The 17217-nt window shown below is 58.3% G+C and carries 24 protein-coding genes; 11 read left to right on the plus strand and 13 right to left on the minus strand.

Features of this window, described 5'->3' with window-relative positions; translation table 11 throughout:
• The 5 genes from tusC to ACZRMS_RS07345 are packed head-to-tail and all read left to right on the plus strand — an operon-like array spanning position 1 to position 2252.
• On the plus strand, positions 1-363 hold the full coding sequence (gene tusC / locus ACZRMS_RS07325; protein ID WP_463994749.1) for a sulfurtransferase complex subunit TusC: 363 nt from the start codon (positions 1-3) through the stop codon (positions 361-363).
• Positions 363-650, plus strand: a complete 288-nt coding sequence (tusB, locus tag ACZRMS_RS07330) for a sulfurtransferase complex subunit TusB (protein WP_463994750.1) — start codon at positions 363-365, stop codon at positions 648-650. Before tusC ends, tusB begins: the two co-directional genes overlap by 1 nt.
• Positions 647-982 carry a TusE/DsrC/DsvC family sulfur relay protein gene (locus tag ACZRMS_RS07335; RefSeq protein ID WP_463994751.1) on the plus strand — a complete coding sequence of 112 codons (336 nt, stop codon included), beginning with the start codon at positions 647-649 and terminating at the stop codon, positions 980-982. Before tusB ends, ACZRMS_RS07335 begins: the two co-directional genes overlap by 4 nt.
• On the plus strand, positions 979-1980 hold the full coding sequence (locus ACZRMS_RS07340; protein ID WP_463994752.1) for a glycosyl transferase family protein: 1002 nt from the start codon (positions 979-981) through the stop codon (positions 1978-1980). The genes ACZRMS_RS07335 and ACZRMS_RS07340 overlap by 4 nt, the downstream gene beginning before the upstream one ends.
• A gap of 44 nt (positions 1981-2024) precedes the next feature.
• Complete coding sequence (locus tag ACZRMS_RS07345) at positions 2025-2252, plus strand: YheU family protein (protein WP_095002028.1); 228 nt, start codon at positions 2025-2027, stop codon at positions 2250-2252.
• Here the strand turns inward: ACZRMS_RS07345 and ACZRMS_RS07350 are convergent.
• Positions 2249-2509: a carbon storage regulator gene (locus ACZRMS_RS07350; protein ID WP_463994753.1), complete on the minus strand. Its 261-nt coding sequence runs from the start codon at positions 2507-2509 to the stop codon at positions 2249-2251. The two genes, ACZRMS_RS07345 and ACZRMS_RS07350, sit on opposite strands and share 4 nt — an antisense overlap.
• A 77-nt stretch (positions 2510-2586) precedes the next feature.
• Entirely contained in the window at positions 2587-2919 is a 333-nt protein-coding gene (locus ACZRMS_RS07355) for a YnfA family protein (protein WP_463994754.1), read from the minus strand.
• A 202-nt stretch (positions 2920-3121) separates the two neighbouring features.
• On the opposite strand from ACZRMS_RS07355, the gene ACZRMS_RS07360 reads away from it, so the two are divergent.
• Positions 3122-3280: a DUF3309 family protein gene (locus ACZRMS_RS07360; protein WP_463994755.1), complete on the plus strand. Its 159-nt coding sequence runs from the start codon at positions 3122-3124 to the stop codon at positions 3278-3280.
• 57 nt (positions 3281-3337) lie between these two features.
• On the opposite strand, the gene ACZRMS_RS07365 is transcribed toward ACZRMS_RS07360, so the two are convergent.
• The 5 genes from ACZRMS_RS07365 to ACZRMS_RS07385 all read right to left on the minus strand — a co-directional run bounded on the left by ACZRMS_RS07365 (position 3338) and on the right by ACZRMS_RS07385 (position 8054).
• On the minus strand, positions 3338-5416 hold the full coding sequence (locus tag ACZRMS_RS07365) for an LTA synthase family protein (protein WP_463994756.1): 2079 nt from the start codon (positions 5414-5416) through the stop codon (positions 3338-3340).
• A gap of 151 nt (positions 5417-5567) precedes the next feature.
• Positions 5568-6443 (minus strand): polyamine aminopropyltransferase, encoded by an 876-nt coding sequence (speE, locus tag ACZRMS_RS07370; protein WP_463994757.1) that lies wholly within the window; start codon positions 6441-6443, stop codon positions 5568-5570.
• A 203-nt stretch (positions 6444-6646) separates the two neighbouring features.
• Complete coding sequence (locus ACZRMS_RS07375) at positions 6647-6838, minus strand: PLDc N-terminal domain-containing protein (RefSeq protein ID WP_463994758.1); 192 nt, start codon at positions 6836-6838, stop codon at positions 6647-6649.
• Between the two features lie 83 nt (positions 6839-6921).
• On the minus strand, positions 6922-7452 hold the full coding sequence (locus ACZRMS_RS07380) for a hypothetical protein (protein ID WP_463994759.1): 531 nt from the start codon (positions 7450-7452) through the stop codon (positions 6922-6924).
• 68 nt (positions 7453-7520) lie between these two features.
• Positions 7521-8054 (minus strand): ankyrin repeat domain-containing protein, encoded by a 534-nt coding sequence (locus ACZRMS_RS07385; protein ID WP_048360841.1) that lies wholly within the window; start codon positions 8052-8054, stop codon positions 7521-7523.
• Positions 8055-8347: 293 nt separating this feature from the next.
• Here ACZRMS_RS07385 and ACZRMS_RS07390 point away from each other — a divergent pair, with 293 nt between their 5' ends.
• Entirely contained in the window at positions 8348-8626 is a 279-nt protein-coding gene (locus ACZRMS_RS07390) for a DUF3509 domain-containing protein (RefSeq protein WP_048360840.1), read from the plus strand.
• Positions 8627-8694: 68 nt separating this feature from the next.
• Here ACZRMS_RS07390 and mtnC read toward each other — a convergent pair whose 3' ends face one another.
• The 5 genes from mtnC to aroC form a co-directional block, all read right to left on the minus strand.
• A complete protein-coding gene (gene mtnC / locus ACZRMS_RS07395) occupies positions 8695-9378 on the minus strand; it encodes an acireductone synthase (RefSeq protein WP_463994760.1) in 684 nt (227 codons plus the stop codon).
• Positions 9379-9387: 9 nt separating this feature from the next.
• A complete protein-coding gene (locus ACZRMS_RS07400; protein WP_463994761.1) occupies positions 9388-9933 on the minus strand; it encodes a 1,2-dihydroxy-3-keto-5-methylthiopentene dioxygenase in 546 nt (181 codons plus the stop codon).
• Between the two features lie 100 nt (positions 9934-10033).
• Positions 10034-10654, minus strand: a complete 621-nt coding sequence (locus ACZRMS_RS07405; RefSeq protein WP_463994762.1) for a methylthioribulose 1-phosphate dehydratase — start codon at positions 10652-10654, stop codon at positions 10034-10036.
• Positions 10651-11799 carry an MFS transporter gene (locus ACZRMS_RS07410; RefSeq protein ID WP_463994763.1) on the minus strand — a complete coding sequence of 383 codons (1149 nt, stop codon included), beginning with the start codon at positions 11797-11799 and terminating at the stop codon, positions 10651-10653. The genes ACZRMS_RS07405 and ACZRMS_RS07410 overlap by 4 nt, the downstream gene beginning before the upstream one ends.
• A 34-nt stretch (positions 11800-11833) precedes the next feature.
• A complete protein-coding gene (gene aroC / locus ACZRMS_RS07415) occupies positions 11834-12925 on the minus strand; it encodes a chorismate synthase (RefSeq protein WP_463994764.1) in 1092 nt (363 codons plus the stop codon).
• A 143-nt stretch (positions 12926-13068) separates the two neighbouring features.
• On the opposite strand from aroC, the gene ACZRMS_RS07420 reads away from it, so the two are divergent.
• Positions 13069-14067, plus strand: coding sequence for an alpha/beta hydrolase (locus ACZRMS_RS07420; protein WP_463994765.1), 999 nt, complete (start codon positions 13069-13071; stop codon positions 14065-14067).
• Between the two features lie 59 nt (positions 14068-14126).
• Positions 14127-14918, plus strand: a complete 792-nt coding sequence (locus tag ACZRMS_RS07425) for a hypothetical protein (RefSeq protein ID WP_463994766.1) — start codon at positions 14127-14129, stop codon at positions 14916-14918.
• A 21-nt stretch (positions 14919-14939) separates the two neighbouring features.
• Here ACZRMS_RS07425 and prmB read toward each other — a convergent pair whose 3' ends face one another.
• Positions 14940-15848 (minus strand): 50S ribosomal protein L3 N(5)-glutamine methyltransferase, encoded by a 909-nt coding sequence (gene prmB, locus ACZRMS_RS07430; protein ID WP_463994767.1) that lies wholly within the window; start codon positions 15846-15848, stop codon positions 14940-14942.
• 273 nt (positions 15849-16121) lie between these two features.
• Between prmB and ACZRMS_RS07435 the strand changes: the two genes are divergently transcribed.
• Complete coding sequence (locus tag ACZRMS_RS07435) at positions 16122-16712, plus strand: cysteine hydrolase family protein (protein WP_463994768.1); 591 nt, start codon at positions 16122-16124, stop codon at positions 16710-16712.
• 136 nt (positions 16713-16848) lie between these two features.
• Entirely contained in the window at positions 16849-17169 is a 321-nt protein-coding gene (locus ACZRMS_RS07440; protein ID WP_463994769.1) for a hypothetical protein, read from the plus strand.
• Positions 17170-17217 lie beyond the last annotated feature (48 nt).

The following is a 17217-nucleotide window of genomic DNA, read 5'->3' on the forward strand; positions in this document are numbered from 1 at the left end:
ATGCCCAAGTCACTTTTGATTATCAGCCGCCAGGCGCCGTGGTCCGGCCCCGGCGCCAAAGAAGCACTGGATATCGTGCTGGCAGGCGGTGCCTTTGATCTGCCTATCGGCCTGCTGTTTATGGATGACGGTACTTTTCAGCTTTTGCCGGAACAAAACGCCGCCGCCATTGAACAGAAAAACCTTACGGCCAATCTGCAAGCCTTGTCCCTGTTCGGCGTTGATGACCTGTATGCCTGCAGCCATAGCCTGACCGAGCGCGGCATTTCGCCAGCCAGCCTGGCGGTGCCTGACGTGCAGCCGTTGTCAGCAGAAGACATCCGGGCACTTTTTGACCGTTACGACCAAGTGATCACACTCTGATGACGACCCTACACGTTCTGAGCCACTCACCTTTTTCAGACACCCGCCTGGGTAGCTGCCTGCGTTTGCTGGGCGGTGAAGATGCGCTGCTGCTGTGCGGAGATGCGGTGTACGCCCTGCAACCTCAAAGTAGCACTCTGAAGTCGCTGGAAGATAAAACCGTCTTTATCCTTGAAGAGGACATGCTGGCACGCAACCTTGAATGCCCGGCATGGGCAACATGCGTCGATTACCCGGCTTTCGTCGAGCTGTCGATTCAATATGACAAGGTCAACAGCTGGCTATGAATGTGCTTACTTTCAACGGTAAAAATATCGACCTGGACAAGGACGGCTACCTGCTTGACCTTAACGACTGGTCTGCCGAAGTTGCCCGGGCTCTGGCGGCGCAAGCAGGCATTGAGCTAACCCCCGAACACTGGGAAATCCTTGAGCTGCTGCGCAGCTTTTACCAGGAGTTCCAGCTCTCGCCTGCCACTCGCCCCCTGATCAAGTACACCGCACTGAAACTGGGGCCTGAAAAAGGCAACAGCTTGCACCTCAACCGCCTGTTTAATGGCACTCCAGCCAAACTCGCCGCCAAGCTGGCGGGCCTGCCCAAGCCGACCAATTGCCTATGAACGCTCCTGCTGCGCTGACTCTTGAAACCCCTGCCGAGCACCCTTTTGCGCAATTTGTGCGCATCCTGGGCAAAGGCAAACGCGGGGCGCGCAATCTGACACGCGAAGAAGCCCGCGAGGCAATGGGCATGCTGCTTGACGAAAAGGCAGAAGACACGCAATTGGGCGCCTTCCTGATGCTGCTGCGGCACAAGGAAGAAAGCCCTGAGGAACTGGCCGGTTTCACCGAGGCTGTAAGGGAACGTCTGACAGCGCCCGAAATCAAGGTCGACATTGACTGGCCAACTTATGCGGGCAAAAAACGTCACCTGCCCTGGTATCTGCTGGCCGCCAAGTGCCTGGCGCAGAACGGCGTACGCATCTTGATGCATGGCGGCGGCGTCCATACGGCGGGCCGGATGTACAGCGAGCAACTGCTGGATGAACTCGCCATTCCGCTGTGCCGCAACTGGCAAAGCGTCAACGAGGCACTGGATACAGGCAATCTGGCGTTTATTCCGCTACAGGACTGGGCGCCGCAATTACAGCGCATGATCGACCTGCGCAATACCCTGGGCCTGCGCTCACCAATCCACTCACTGGCACGCATTCTCAACCCTCTGGGTGCGCGTTGCGGCCTGCAAAGCATCTTCCATCCGGGCTATCAGAGTGTGCATCGCGAGGCCAGCGGCTTACTGGGCGACACCAGCATCGTGGTCAAGGGGGATGGCGGCGAAATAGAAATCAACCCGGACACACTGAGCCATCTTTACGGCACCACCGCAGGCGTTAGTTGGGACGAGGAATGGCCGGCCTTGTCTGCACAGCGCCACGTCAAACCGGCGTCGCTGGACCCCGAGCACCTAAAGGCGCTCTGGCGCGGTGAAGTCGAAGACAGCTACCCGCAACTGGCACTGCTTTCGACCATTGCCCTGGCATTGCGCGGGCTGGGCACGCCCCGGGAGCAAGCCTTTGAGCTGGCACAGAGCTATTGGGATAATCGTGATAAATCGATCTGAACCTGTTACCGGCCACCCGAACCTGCCTAGTTGCGAGACAACCCATGCTTATTCCTTACGACCAGCTTGAACCCGACACCCTCACCCGTCTGATCGAGGATTTCGTAAGCCGCGACGGCACTGACAATGGCGATGACACGCCTCAGGAAACTCGTGTGCTGCGTGTGCGGCATGCACTGAGCAAAGGGCAAGCCGTTATTTTCTTCGACCTCGAAAGCCAGCAATGCCAGCTAATGCCCAGGCACGCGGTGCCAAAAGAGTTCTTTGATTAACCCTGCGCAACAGGATCACTGGCAGGGTGCCCGATGGACTGGCTTTTTATCCGCTCAAAAATTTCTGATCGATGAACACTGATGTGCTTGGGGGCTTCGACCCCCAGGCGCACGCTATTACCGTTAACGGCTACAACGCACAGAGTGATTTCTTGTCCGATTGAAAACCGCTCGCCTTTCGCGCAATTGAGTATATGCATGGCTCTCATCCTAAGGTCTGGGTAGCCACAAAGACTGCACTGCGCAAAACCGGGCATCAATCCCTACAAGTTAATTCAGCACACGCCTACTACTTGCCAGGCAATTTCCTACAACCTAACTGGCAAACAATACTTTATGGGCTCGAAAAGCGCGGGCCCAGCAAGATGATGGTTGCACCGATCACGCACAGCCCAACCCCGATCCAGTCAGAGCCCAGCGGCCGGATACGCTCCACGACTGCCAGCCAGGCGATGGACGTCACAATGTAGATCCCGCCATAAGCAGCATAAGCACGCCCGGCATAGGCAGCTTCGACTTTGGTCAGGAGCAGGGCAAACAGCACCAGGCTGACAACGGCCGGCAATGCCCACCAGGCACTTTTGCCCTGGCGCAGCCACATCCAAAACCCGTAGCAACCTGCAATTTCAAACAGGGCTGCCAAAAAAAACCAAACGTAGTTGAGCATCCGCGGCGTCTCCCAATGTGCAGCGCGCCACCCTACCTGCGGGCCTGTCGCCGATCAAGGCCGAAGTACTTTTAAGCCCGCACGAATAAAAGTTGAATTTTCCACCGGCCCGCAGAGTCGGACTTTATAAGCACTGCCCATCCCTGATCCTCAAGCGGCGCTCCGTAAGAACTGCTCGTTAGCGGAACACATCAAAAAGGAAATGCTTATGACCACAATACTTCTGATCATTCTTATTTTGCTGTTAGTCGGTGGACTGCCTGTGTTCCCACACTCAAAAAGCTGGGGGTATGGCCCCTCAGGCATTATCGGGACCGTGCTGGTAGTGCTGTTGATATTGCTTTTGCTCGGCAAGATCTGACGCCGGTGACGCAATAAAAAAGAGGCCCTGAGGCCTCTTTTTTATTCACATGGCTGATTACTTCGGATCAGCCACACCTGCGGTGTTATCAAGCAGGCTCTTGGTAGCGGTTTGCAGGAAGGATTCGAGCTTTTTCTTCAGCTCGGCCTCATCCGGCGAATCGGTTACCACTTTGGCTTCAGGGTTGGCGCCCAGGGTGTATTGCCAAACCTTGGCCGGCATATCCTTGGGTTGCACCAGCAAGTGGTCACCACTGATGATCGCCACGGTCTGATCACTGCCGGACGGCTTGATTACACCGCTGCCCTTGTCGCCTTCAGGCAGGGTCAGCAGGTCACGCCCCCAGCATTGCTGACGGAACTCGCCACCCAGGCGGCCCATGATGGTCGGCACGATGTCGACCTGAGTGCCCACGGTGTCATTACGCTGCCCGAACTTCTCCTGGATGCCAGGACCGATCAGCAGCAATGGAACGTTGAAGCGCCCAAGGTCCATCTCGGAAATCTGCTGCTCGTTGCCGAAGCCGTGGTCACCGACCACCACAAACAGGGTTTCCTTGAAGTAAGGCTCTTTACGCGCTTTTTCGAAGAACTGGCCCAACGCCCAGTCTGAATAACGCATGGCGGTCAAATGCTCGTTGAGCGAACCACGATCAGTCACCGGCTCAACCGGCAACGGCGTAGGCAAGGCATACGGCGTGTGGTTGGACAGGGTTTGCAGCAGCGCATAGAAAGGCTCTTTGCCTTCACGCTTTTTCAGTTCTTCCAGGCCACGGTTGAACATGTCCTGGTCGGACACGCCCCACGTAGGATCAGAGAACACCGGATCAACGAAGTCGTTACGACCTACAAAGGTGGTCATGCCCTGGTTGCTGAAGAAACCTGACTGGTTGTCCCATGCGAAATCGCCGTTGTAGACATACACGTCATCGAACTTGCGGGCACTGAGCAGTTCCGGCAGGCCGGACAGCTTGTGGCTGCCTTCCGGGGTCTGCATCAGGTATTCGAAACCTGGCAGGTTCGGGAAGCAGGCCATGGTGGCAAACATGCCCTGGTGGGTATGGGTACCGTTGGAGAAGAAGCGATCAAACAGCAAGCCTTCTTTCGACAAGCTGTCGAAGTGCGGCGTGATATTGCCCGGACGACCCAGCGCACCCACCGAGTGACCGGCGAAGCTTTCCATCAGAATCACGACAACATTCTTGATCGGCAGGGTTTTTTCCGCAGGCGGCGTGGTATCACGACGCACAGCAGCCGTGTCCGGATCGACCAGCTTGTCGTTCTCGGTCAGCAGCATATCGCGCACAGTCTGCTGAGCCTTCGGCTGTTCCAGGGTCGCCTTCCAGATGTTGGTGCGATCGTCACCAAAGCGGCTTTTCGCGGCAGCAATCAGCGACAGTGAACCGTTAAGGCCCAACTGGTTAGCGAAGTTGGAGTCGGTTGTGTAGGCATCACCCCAGCGCAGCGGAGGCCCCTGACGCAGGGTGCCGCGAGCAGCCACCACACACACCAGCAACAGCACCATGAACACGGCAACACGGCCATACCATGGCGCCACCGGGCGAGAAGCGCCTGCAGTAGTCGCCTTGGCGTGCGAACGGGTTACGCGGTCAGCGCCACGAAATGCAAAGTACAAAATGATGGTGCCAACGGCCCATGACAACAGGTAACGCACCACCGGAAAGCCATACCAAAGCATGCTCATCACGGTTTTCGGGTCTTCCTTCACGTACTGGAAAACCAGACCGTTCAGGCGTTGATGGAACTCACGATAGAAGTCCATCTCCATCAGGCCCAGAAACAGCGCCAGGCTGGAAGCGGCCGTCAGCCAGAAGCGCAACACGCCGCGCATGGCCATTGCCTTGACACTGAGCAGTGCCAACAGCAGAGGGATGCTGAGATACACCACGACTCGCAGGTCAAAGCGCAGACCGTTGGCGAATGCTTCAAGGAAGGTCGATGCCGGGGTATCGAGGATCATTTCCCGGTTGTAAACCAGCAATGCCACCCGCAGCAGGGTGAACATCACCATCATGATCAAGGCACAGAGCAGCGTAAACGCCAGATGCGATTTGACAGTCGGTTGCAACATACGCGTGGCCGCGTGCTGTTGTTTTGGGGCGTCCGGGATTGCCATGTCGTTTTAGGACCCATTGGTTCAAGTTGGATTAGTATTCAGCCGAAATTTTGCGTGCGAATTGTCTTGAATAGACCGTGAAAATTTCGTACAGAGCACATTTTGAAACATAAGAAAGGGCCTTACGGCCCTTTCTTGCGCTAGCAGGATCTCAATCGTTGCTTGGCTTGTTCACAGCCTGCAAAACATATTGCGGCAATGCGAAAGCGCCTATATGAACTTCAGGATTGTAGTAACGGGTCACGATACCGCTACCGGCGAAACGCTGACGCAGCGTCTCAAGCGCCAGCTTGCGATAGCTCGCATCGGTGGAGCCCCAGGCGAACGTCATCGCGCCACCGATGTAAGTCGGTACCGCCGCCTGATAGAAATGCCAGTCGGCGAACAGGCTGCGCATGCGCCCTGCCGTGGTCTGCACTTCTTGCAACTGCATGAACGGTGTGCCGTTCTGAGTCACCAGCACACCGCCTTCATTCAGGCAGCGATGGCAGGCCTGGTAGAAGTTCTCGGAGAACAGCACTTCGCCCGGCCCGATCGGGTCGGTGGAGTCCGAGATGATCACGTCGAATTTTTCTTCGGTGGTGGCCACAAAACGCATGCCGTCGTCGATCACCAGGTTCAGGCGTGGATCGTCGTAGGCACCCTTGGAATGGTTGGGCAGGAACTCTTTGCACATGTCCACCACCGTGCCGTCGATCTCGACCATGGTGATGTGCTCAATGCCAATGTGCTTGGTCACTTCACGCAGCATGCCGCCATCGCCGCCGCCAATGATCAGCACGCGCTTGACGGCGCCATGGGCCAGGATCGGCACATGGGTCAGCATTTCGTGGTAGATGAATTCATCGGCTTCGGTGGTCTGAATCACACCGTCCAGCGCCATCACACGGCCCATGACCGGGTTTTCGAAAATCACCAGATGCTGGTGCTCGGTACGCACTTCATGGAGCAGCTTGTCCATGCGGAAGCGCTGGCCATAGCCTTCGTAAAGTGTTTCGAGATAGTCGGTTTTAAGCAATTCGGTCATGGGTAGTCCCCTTGAATGCTGGTGGCAACGGACGGTCACCCGCCCATGATCGACAGCCAAACCGCACACCGCTATCGCGACACAGGTTCAACTGCCCAAGAAAGGCGCGCATTCTACGTCGAGGAGCATGACAGGTCGAACCTTGACGCTTACAAACTCGGCGGGCAGCCATGATTTTTCATCGCTGCCCGCCGATCAGCGGCCTAAATCCGTACATTGCCCCGCGGCCCGGCAATGGCCCAGATAACCAGCCCCAGCACCGGCAGGAGGATAATCAGCAACACCCAGAGGATTTTCGCCCCGGTCCCGGCACCGCTTTTAAGCACGTTGATGATGGCCCAGATATCCAGGGCCAAAATAATCAGACCGATCAGACCATTGAAAGTTGAACCCATGATGACGCTCCCTAGTGAGTACTTGTGCACATAGGATAGTCAGCTGCGGCCAGGGTTCCGCTTTTTATTACGCGGGCCCGCGGTCAGACGTGAACGGCTACCTTCAAGGCTTCCAGCGAGGGTGCAGCAGCAATGCCGACTTCGGCGCACAGCTCCAGCACGCGAGGCACGTCATTGCCGTAGACCAGCACCACTTGAATTTCATCATCCAGCGGCTGGCTCAGGTTCAGCAGTACATAGCCGCCGTGAGTCGGGCTCATGCTGCCCATCTGGATCTGGATCCGGTTAAGCGCCGTCAGCGCCTCTGTTTTGGCGAGCTGCTTGGGCTTGATGTTGAACGCTACATCCGGGCCAAACGAGGCGACGATCTGCGCAAACAGGTCCATATAGGTGTCAGCCTGGAACAACACCGTTTCGGGGAGGCTGCCAACCACTACCCACTCGCCCAGCGGGATTGGGAAGCTATCGTCGTAGTTGATGTCAGGGTTGGCTGCCAGAAATGCATCTTGATCTGCGTAGGCTTGAGCAGCCTCATCCGCAACCCTGGCGATTTCGTCGTCGCCCATGCACCCAGAGCTGATTTTGCTGATGAGTTCAACGAGAGTGGTTTTCATGGGCAAGGCCTGTCACAAGGAAAATTGAGGGCGCGCAGGATATATCAATTGCGCGCCTCAAGGGGCAATCAACCCAACAACTTCTCGAGCTGAGCCGTGGTATCGGTGGCGCCCATGGTCTTGGCTGCATCCAGGGCAGTAATGCCATTGGCATCCTTGGCTTTTGGATCGGCACCCTTGCTGATCAGGTAGTCAACGATTTCGGCGCGGTTGAACATCGCGGCCATCATCAACGCAGTACGGCCGTCAAACGAAGCGCCTTCTACTTGCGCACCGCCTTCAACCAGGGTTTTGACCATCTGCAGGTCACCTTTGAACGCTGCACCGGCAATCGGGCTTTGGCCGTTGTCGTTGCGGATCTCGGGGTCGGCATTGTGCTCAAGCAACACTTTGACCGCCTCGACGTGCCCGTGATAACTGGCCAGCATCAGCAAGGTATCGCCCTTCTGATTGCGCAAATTGGCCGGCAAACCCTTGCTCAGCAGAGCTGCCAGCATCGCGGCATCGCCATCGCGCGCCTTGTTGAACACCTGCTCGGCAAAGTCGGCGGCCTCTTCAGGGCTCATCTGCCGGTTTTGGTTGGCTGGCTTGTCGTCTGACATGTAAGGCTCCACGTTCGGTACAAAGAAACCTAGTTTCCTGAGACGCGGCAGATGTGTCATCCCTTTTTTGCTCAAGATGGTCATAGAGACAATCAATCAGCCGGCGCACCCACCCATGGATTGGGCAAAATGCAGGATGCACGATGGCCATTCATGCAGAATGCACGACTCAAACATTTATCATAAAATATAACATATTGATTTATAACGACTTTTTAAAAAATCGATAGTGGCACAATCACTGCAACCTCTACTCCATGCAAGCCCTTCATGAGCTAATGGAGCTGACACACATGAGCCTGATCCAAGAAAAATTCGCATCGCTGTTTTCGAACCACACTGTCACCGTCAAACCCCGCCCAGACGGCGGCGTGCTGCTGACCCTGTGTGACAGCGACGGCAAGCAGACCCAGCGCTCAATTTCTTACGCGCAGTTACACACTGCCGAGCAACTGACCTGGGCAATCAGCGCAATTCGCCGCGACCTGGCCGGCACGGCCAGTGAGCTGCCAACGATTTCGCTGCTGCAAAGCCAGCACCGCTTCGCCCTGCCGACCTATCACACCCGCTGATACTGAAAGCCGCACAACAAAAAGCCAGCGATTGCTGGCTTTTTGTTGTGCGGTACATCAGTACTTGATTACAGCCCTGCGGGATCGATCTCGGCAAAACTGCTCACGGTTTTATGACCCGCCAGCTCACCGCCCTCGCGGGCCAGGCCGCAGGTCTGCATGCCCGCCGCCTGTGCCGCATCCAGCTCTTCGACGATGTCGGACAAAAACAGGATCTTGCCGGCCGGGCAGCCAATGGCTTCCATAATGTGCCGATACGACTGCGCCTCGCGCTTGGGGCCCGACGTGGTATCAAAATAACCGCTGAACAGCGGCCTCAGGTCACCCGCCTCAGAACACCCGAAAATCAGCTGCTGGGCCTGAATCGAGCCTGAAGAGTAGACATACAGGTCGTACCCCTTTTCGTGCCACGCCTGCAGTGCCTGCACCGCATCCGGGTAAACATGGCCTTTTAACTCGCCCGCCTCGTAACCCTGCTTCCAGATCATGCCCTGCAACGCCTTGAGCGGCGTAGCCTTGCGATCCTCGGCAATCCATTGTTGCAGGATCTCGATGACGCGCTCCACATCCGCTTCGGGCTCGCCGCTGTCCAGGCGCACCGCCCCCAGTTGCAGGGCCACTTCAGGCTCTTCGGCGTGCTGGCGAACAAACTCGGGCAAGTGTTTGGCCGCATAGGGGAACAACACGTCAAACACGAAGCTGACCGCGCTGGTGGTGCCTTCGATATCGGTCAGGATGGCTTTGATCGGCATGGGGTGTCCTTAATCTTCGAGGCGCGGGAAGCGGCTGGCGATGTCTTCGCCCGTAAAGTTCGCAACCCAGCCCTCAGGGTTATTGAACAGCCGGATGGCGACAAAATGCGGGTGCTCGCCCATGTCAAACCAGTGCGGCGTGCCGGCAGGTACGGAAATCAGGTCGTTCTTTTCGCAGAGCACTGCGTAGACATAATCACCGATGTGCAGCGTAAACAGCCCACGCCCGGCGACGAAAAAGCGCACTTCATCTTCGCCATGACGATGCTCATCAAGAAACTTGGCGCGCAACTCGGCTTTTTGCGGGTGATCGCGGTCAAGGCTGATCACATCAACAGTGACATAGCCGCGTTCGCTCATCAGACGATCAATCTGGACACGGTAGGCATTGATCACTTCTTCCTGGCTGGCACCCGGCTGGATCGGTGCTGCGGCCTGCCAACGGTCAAAGCGCACGCCCTGCTCGGCCAGGGTGGATGCGATGTCATCAAAGTGGGTCAGTACCTTGTTCGGTAATTCCGGGCTCGATACGTGATAAACGGACAGACTGCTCATGGGGCGTGGTTCCTCGGCTTCGGCGCACATTCGGCTTTTACAGGCCGTTCAGGCAGACCGTTCAAATCTGGTTGTGAGCTTCTTCACGGTGAAGTCAGCGTTAACGATTGAGTACAGCGCGGGTTTTCAGTTCGCATTCAAACAGAAACTCGAAGGCTTCAATCTGGCGCAAGGCGTCGCTCATGCGTGCGCCCCAGGTGTACAGGCCATGACCGCGAATCAGATAGCCCACGCAGTCAGGGTGCGCATCAAGCCACGGCTGGACCTTGGCGGCCAGGCGCGTGATGTCCTGATCATTGTCAAAAATGGGCACCCGCACCTTCGACTCATGGGTCGAAACGCCACTAAAGGCTTTTTGCAGTTCGTAGTCTTCAAACTCGATGCTGTCGCCCGGGGTAAGGCGTGACAGCACCGTGGCATTGACCGAATGGGTATGCAGCACCGCGCCGATTTCGGGGCGCCAGCTGTAAAGCTGGGTATGCAGCAACGTTTCGGCGGAAGGCTTTTTGCCGGGCTCAAGGCTGTTGCCCGACAGGTCGGTGGCGAGCACATCGTCCGGCCCCAGCTGCCCCTTGTGCTTGCCCGACACTGTAAGCAGCGCCTGGGTGGCCGAAAGCCGGGTCGAATAGTTGCTGCTGGTGGCCGGCGACCAGCCACGTCCATATAAAAAGCGCCCGGCTTCAATAATTTCCAGGCTCAGATGTTCACGGGTAAGGCTCATGGCCTGTCCTCTTGCAGTCGGGTTGCAATGATAACGGCTGCGGCCAGCGCTGCGACGCTCGCCATACTAAAGGTGATAGTGGGGCCCAGCGTGTTCCAGCTGTAACCGGCGTACAACGCGCCGACCGCGCCCCCGATACCCGCCAGCGTGGCATACAGGGCCTGGCCCTGCCCTTGCTGACCCGGGGCGAAACTGCGCTGCACGAAGGTCATGGCCGATGCGTGGAAACTGCCGAAGGTGGCCGCGTGCAGAACCTGCGCCAGCAGCAAGACCCACAAATGCTCGGCGAAAGACCCCAGCAGCAGCCACCGCAAGGCGGCCAGCGCAAAACTGAACATCAACACCCGGCGCACCGAAAACTTGAGCAGGATGCGGCGCATGGCCAGGAACATCAGCACTTCAGCCACCACCCCCAGGGCCCAGAGCAAGCCAATCACGCCCCGGCTGTAGCCCAGATCTTCGAGGTGCAGGGTGAGGAATGTGTAATACGGCCCGTGGCTCATTTGCATCAATGCGACGCAAGCATAAAACGCCAGCACGCCCGGACTGCGCAGCTGCTTTAAAAATCCGCCTGCTATGGGCGCACACCCCTGGCTGGAGGGCTGAGCATTGGGCACCCACAGGCTGCACAACACAATCCCGGCCATGACCACGATCAGCGCTAACGGGTAGATGTCCAGGCTCAACCACTCGAACAACCGCCCCAAAATCACCACGGCCAGGATGAAACCAATCGAACCCCACAGGCGAATCTGGCTGTAACGCTCGGGTTGCTCGCGCAAATGGGCAAAGGTGATGACTTCGAACTGCGGCAGCACGGCGTGCCAGAAGAACGCATGCAGCGCCATGACCAGCGCCAGCCAGGCGTAGCTCTGGCTGACAAAGATCAGGGCAAAGCTGAGCAAGGTACAGAGCGCACCCAGACGCACGATCAGCAGGCGCTGGCCGGTGTAGTCCCCCAGCCAGCCCCACAGATTGGGCGCCACGCAGCGCATCAGCATCGGGATGGCTACCAGCTCGCCGATTCGCGCACTGGAATACCCGAGGTGATGGAAGTACAGCGCCAGAAACGGCGCCGTAGCCCCCAGCAAGGCGAAATAGAAAAGATAGAACCCCGACAGTCGCCAGTAAGGAAGTGTCGCCACCGTCGTCAGACCGTGGCGCTCAACAGCCCCTGCATTACAACTGGCCCAGCACAGGTGTGCTCACGCGCACGTCAGCGTTCTGGCCTCGGTGGCGCAGCAGGTGGTCCATCAACACGATGGCCATCATGGCTTCGGCAATCGGCGTGGCACGGATGCCTACGCACGGGTCATGACGGCCCTTGGTGATCACGTCCACCGGGTTGCCGTGCACGTCGATCGAACGGCCCGGGGTGGTGATGCTCGACGTCGGTTTCAACGCCAGGTGCGCCACAATCGGCTGACCGGAAGAAATACCGCCCAGGATGCCGCCCGCGTTATTGCTGAGGAAGCCTTCAGGGGTCATCTCGTCGCGGTGCTCGGTGCCGCGCTGGGCAACGCTGGCAAAACCGGCGCCTATTTCGATGCCTTTAACCGCATTGATGCTCATCAGTGCATGGGCCAGTTCAGCGTCCAGGCGGTCGAAAATCGGCTCACCCAGACCCGGGATCACCCCTTCGGCGACCACGGTGATTTTTGCACCGACCGAATCCTGGTCACGGCGCAGCTGGTCCATGTAGGCCTCAAGTTCCGGCACTTTGTCCGGATCAGGGCTGAAGAAGGCATTGTCTTCGACCGAATCCCAGGTCTTGAACGGGATTTCAATCGGGCCCAGCTGGCTCATGTAGCCACGGATCACAATGCCCTGGGTCGCCAGGTACTTTTTGGCGATGGCACCGGCCGCCACGCGCATGGCCGTTTCACGTGCCGAGCTGCGACCGCCGCCGCGGTAATCGCGCTCGCCGTACTTGTGGTGATAGGTGTAGTCGGCATGTGCCGGGCGGAACAGGTCCTTGATCGCCGAGTAGTCCTTGGACTTCTGGTCGGTGTTGCGGATCAGCAGGCCGATGGCGCAACCCGTGGTGCGACCTTCGAAAACCCCGGAGAGGATTTCGACTTCGTCGGCTTCCTGGCGCTGGGTGGTGTGCCGGCTGGTGCCGGGCTTGCGTCGGTCCAGATCACGCTGCAAGTCTTCAAGGGACAGCTCCAGCCCTGGCGGGCAGCCATCAACAATGGCGACCAACGCCGGGCCATGGCTTTCGCCAGCGGTGGTGACTGTGAACAGCTTGCCGTAGGTATTGCCGGACATGCAGGGCGCTCCGCGAAAATCAGCCGATAAAATTCAGCCTCGATAACTAAGCGGGCCAGTATACGCAGGCTGCCCTTGTAGTTCATCCTCGAACCTTATTCATCCGGGTTTGTCCAACCCGCACACTAGGCAATGATGGCGCTATGATGCTGCGAATACTCTTTTTAGCACTGACCCTGTTTGGCACCCAGGCCCTGGCGGCCCCTCCCTCCAATGTCTTGCTGCGGCCCATTGAGCTCGATACAGGATCCGGCACGCTTTACGGCTCGCTGGTACTGCCCAAAAGCAGCAAGCCCGTGCCCGTGGTACTGATCATTGCAGGCTCAGGCCCCACTGATCGCGATGGCAACAACCCCATTGGCGGGCGCAACGACAGCCTGAAAAAACTGGCCTGGCGCCTGGCGCAAAACAACATTGCCAGCGTGCGCTTCGACAAGCGCGGCATCGCCCAAAGCCAGCCGGCCGGGCCTGATGAGCGACAGTTGAGCCTGGATCAATACGTCACCGACGCTGTCGCCTGGGGCGACAAACTCAAGAGCGACCCGCGTTTTGGCAAGGTATTTGTGCTGGGGCACAGTGAGGGCGCGCTGATCGCCAGCCTTGCAGCGCCACGCATCGGCGCTGCCGGGGTGATCTCCATTGCGGGTACCGGGCGCCCGGTAGGTGAGCTGTTGCGCGAGCAACTGCAACGCAACAAGTTGCCCCCTGCCCTGCTGCAACGCAGTTTTGAACTGATCAGCACCCTCGAAGCCGGGCGCACTGACGACAATGTGCCCAAGGACCTCGAAGTGGTCTTCCGGCCCAGCGTGCAGCCTTACCTGATCAGCCTTCTGCGCTACAACCCGGCCACCGCCTTTGCCGCCCTAAAAATGCCAGCACTGATCATTCAGGGCACCCACGACATCCAGGTCGAGGTCAAAGACGCGCACCTGCTCAAGACAGCCAAACCCGATGCCCTGCTGACGTTGATCAACGGCATGAACCACGTGATGCGCATCGTGCCCATGGACATGAAGCGCCAGATCCAGTCTTACAACGACCCCAATCAGCGGCTGGCGGGGGAACTGGGGGATAGAACTGTGCGCTTTATCACGAAAGTGAACGCCGGCCAGCCCTTCAGTACTGCGCATAACGGCCGATAAGCCGGTATCGGCCGCCTTTGCCTTGCCGACACTTCGGGCTAGCACAGGATCGAGCCGTTATGAGCGACACCCCATCACAACCCGCCGGGCCTGAAGCAGCGGCCCCGCCCGAGGCCCCGCCGCTGCCTTGGGCCGAGGTGCAACCCGAGCATTTCCGGCTGCTGCGCCTGGCCCCCTTGCAGACCGACCGCCACACCGGCGGGCGGCCCTTGCGCTTCGTACAGTTCGGCCGTGCCGAGCGCCACAGCAAAGACCTCAGCCTGCTGCGCCTGAACATCGCGTTGCCCGGTCAGCGTGTGCGCAGCGAGCAAAACCACCTCGATGTGTGGGCCGACCACGTCACCCACCGTGTGCGCATCAGCCCCGAACGCGGCATGCAGATCGAACCCCTGAACCGCGGGATTGGCCGATTTGTTCTGGCCCAGGCTGTGCAGTGGGCGCAAAAGCGCTGGTCGCACTACCGCATCGACGCCACAGAGCTGGCCAGCAAGGACGCCCTGAACGAAGACAGCCGCCTGCGGCGCGATCATTTTTTGCGGATACACGGGTTTGATGTGGTGTATGCCGACGCCCAGTTTCTCAAGGCGCGGATAGAAGACGTGAAAGTGGGCGAGCTGCTGGATAGCTGGAACGCCGAAAAGCTGCAGTTTCTGGAGATTCTGGACGCTGCGCACATGCTGCAGCAGGCCGAGCAGAATCTGCAAGAACAGGACGTGAAGCTGCGGGACAAGGATGAAAAGCTCAGCAAGTACCAGCGCGAAGAGACCGGTTTGCGATTTACCATCACCTGCCTGGTGGCCTTTACGGTGTTCCAGGCAGGCTTGTTGATCTGGATCGCTACACACCGCTAGCGACTACAGGTCACTTCACCGTCAAACCCGCGAAGCAAACAGCGCTTGATGCTCGCGGCACTGCTCGGCGGTCAGCATGAAAACGCCGTGGCCTCCGCGCTCGAAATCCAGCCAGGCGAAATCGACTTCCGGGTACAGCGACTCGACGTGAACCTGGCTGTTGCCCACCTCGACAATCAGCAAACCCTTCTCGGTCAGATGATCCGCCGCCTCGGCCAGCATCCGGCGTACCAGGTTCAGGCCGTCGTCGCCGCAGGCCAGGCCCAGCTCGGGCTCATGCTGATACTCGGCGGGCATGTCAGCAAAATCTTCAGCATCGACATACGGCGGATTGGACACAATCAGGTCAAAACGCTGCCCCGGCAAACCATCGAAGCCATCGCCCTGGACCGTGTACACACGCTCATCGACGCCGTGACGCTCAATGTTCTGATTGGCCACTTCAAGGGCCTCATAGGACAAGTCGGCCAGCACCACTTCAGCGTTCTGGAACTCGTAAGCGCACGCAATGCCGATACAGCCAGAACCGGTACACAGGTCCAGAATGCGCGCCGGCTCGGTGCCCAACCAGGGTTCAAAGCGCTTTTCGATCAATTCGCCAATGGGCGAACGCGGGATCAGTACGCGCTCATCAACGATGAACGACATGCCGCAGAACCACGCCTCACCCAGCAGATAGGCCGTCGGCACACGCTCTTCAATGCGACGCTTGAGCAAATGCTGCAGGTTGACCAGCTCATCGTCTTCAAGGCGGCAATCCAGATAGCTATCGGCGATTTCCCACGGCAGGTTCAACGCACCCAACACCAGTTGACGGGCTTCGTCCCAAGCGTTGTCGGTGCCATGACCAAAGAACAGCTCTTCCCCATGAAAGTGGCTAACGGCCCAGCGAATATGGTCGCGCAAAGTGCGCAGGCGGGAAGTGATCAATGGTCTTACTCCTCAAAATCGATTGGCGATTCTAACAGCCAAACCCTTACGCGCCAAAGTTGTGCCGGACGGTTACACAGAACGCTGTTTTTAAAAGTAAGACTGTCGACATATAAAAGGTAAATTCGCTCCATTTTGTACATTTCAGGCCCCTGCCAATTCCCCTTGACATCGCTACAGGCCAACAACCACAACGCTTACACGACTGGCCATTCACATAAACGCTCCGCCAGTGGAGAATGTCTCAAAAGCCCCATTCAAAGGAGCCCCCGAATGCCCGCTTTAAAGACGATGTTTCAACTCACAGGACGTGGTTATGCCGCGGCCAACCTGAGCAATGCCAGCCTGCTGATCATTGATGCACAAAATGAATACTTGAGCGGTCCTCTGGCCCTGTCCGGGATGGACGCTGCCACCGCCAACATCGGCCTTTTGCTCGACGCTGCCCGCAAGGCCAAGCGCCCCGTGATCCATATCCGACACTTGGGCACCGTTGGCGGGATGTTCGACCCCCAGGGTGAGCGCGGCGCCTTCATCAAGGGTCTTGAGCCCCAGGGCGACGAGCTGATCATCGAAAAGCGCATGCCCAACGCCTTCAATGACACCGGCCTGCAAAAAGCCCTTGAGAACCTGGGCTCTCTGGATGTGATCGTCTGCGGCTTCATGAGCCACTCCAGCGTCAGCACCACCGTACGTGCGGCCAAAGACTACGGCCTGCGCTGCACCCTGGTCGAAGATGCCTGCGCCACACGGGACCTGCCCACCCCGGACGGCATCATCAGTGCCGCGCAGGTGCAGAAAACCGAGATGGCCATCATGAACGACAACTTCGCCACCCTGACGCTGACCAAAAACCTGATTTGATCGCCGGTGGGCGGCACGCTCCAACCGCCCATCCGTACACCCCACACCCGGCATGAAGTGCCCTATTTCGCTGTACCCTGGAACAACCGGCCCATCCTCCTGTCGAAGGGCCGATACCCTTTAAGGAAAGATCGGAATGAAGATCTCCGATGGTTTTGATGCTCGACGTTTACGCCCCAAGACTCCCAGCAACTGGCGCTCACGCCTGGTGCTTACGTTTGCGGCCCTGCTGACCCTGTTTGGCGCGTTACTGCTACTGGCAGGTGCTGCCAGCCTGATTGGCCGCCCAAGCGCCCTGGGCGAGCTCAACGCCAGCCCCGCAGGTGCAACGCTGGTGCTGGTGTTCGGGCTGCTGGTGAGCTGGCTGGGGGTCTGGATGTGGCGTCGCCGCCGTCGCCAGATGCGCCAGCCCCTAGGGCTGAACATGGCCCCGCACCTGATGAAAAAGCACGACTGAAGCATATCCGCCGCCCGATCGTCGTCGACTTGGGTAAACTAGCCGCCC

It is taken from the genome of Pseudomonas sp. B424, from assembly GCF_055408345.1.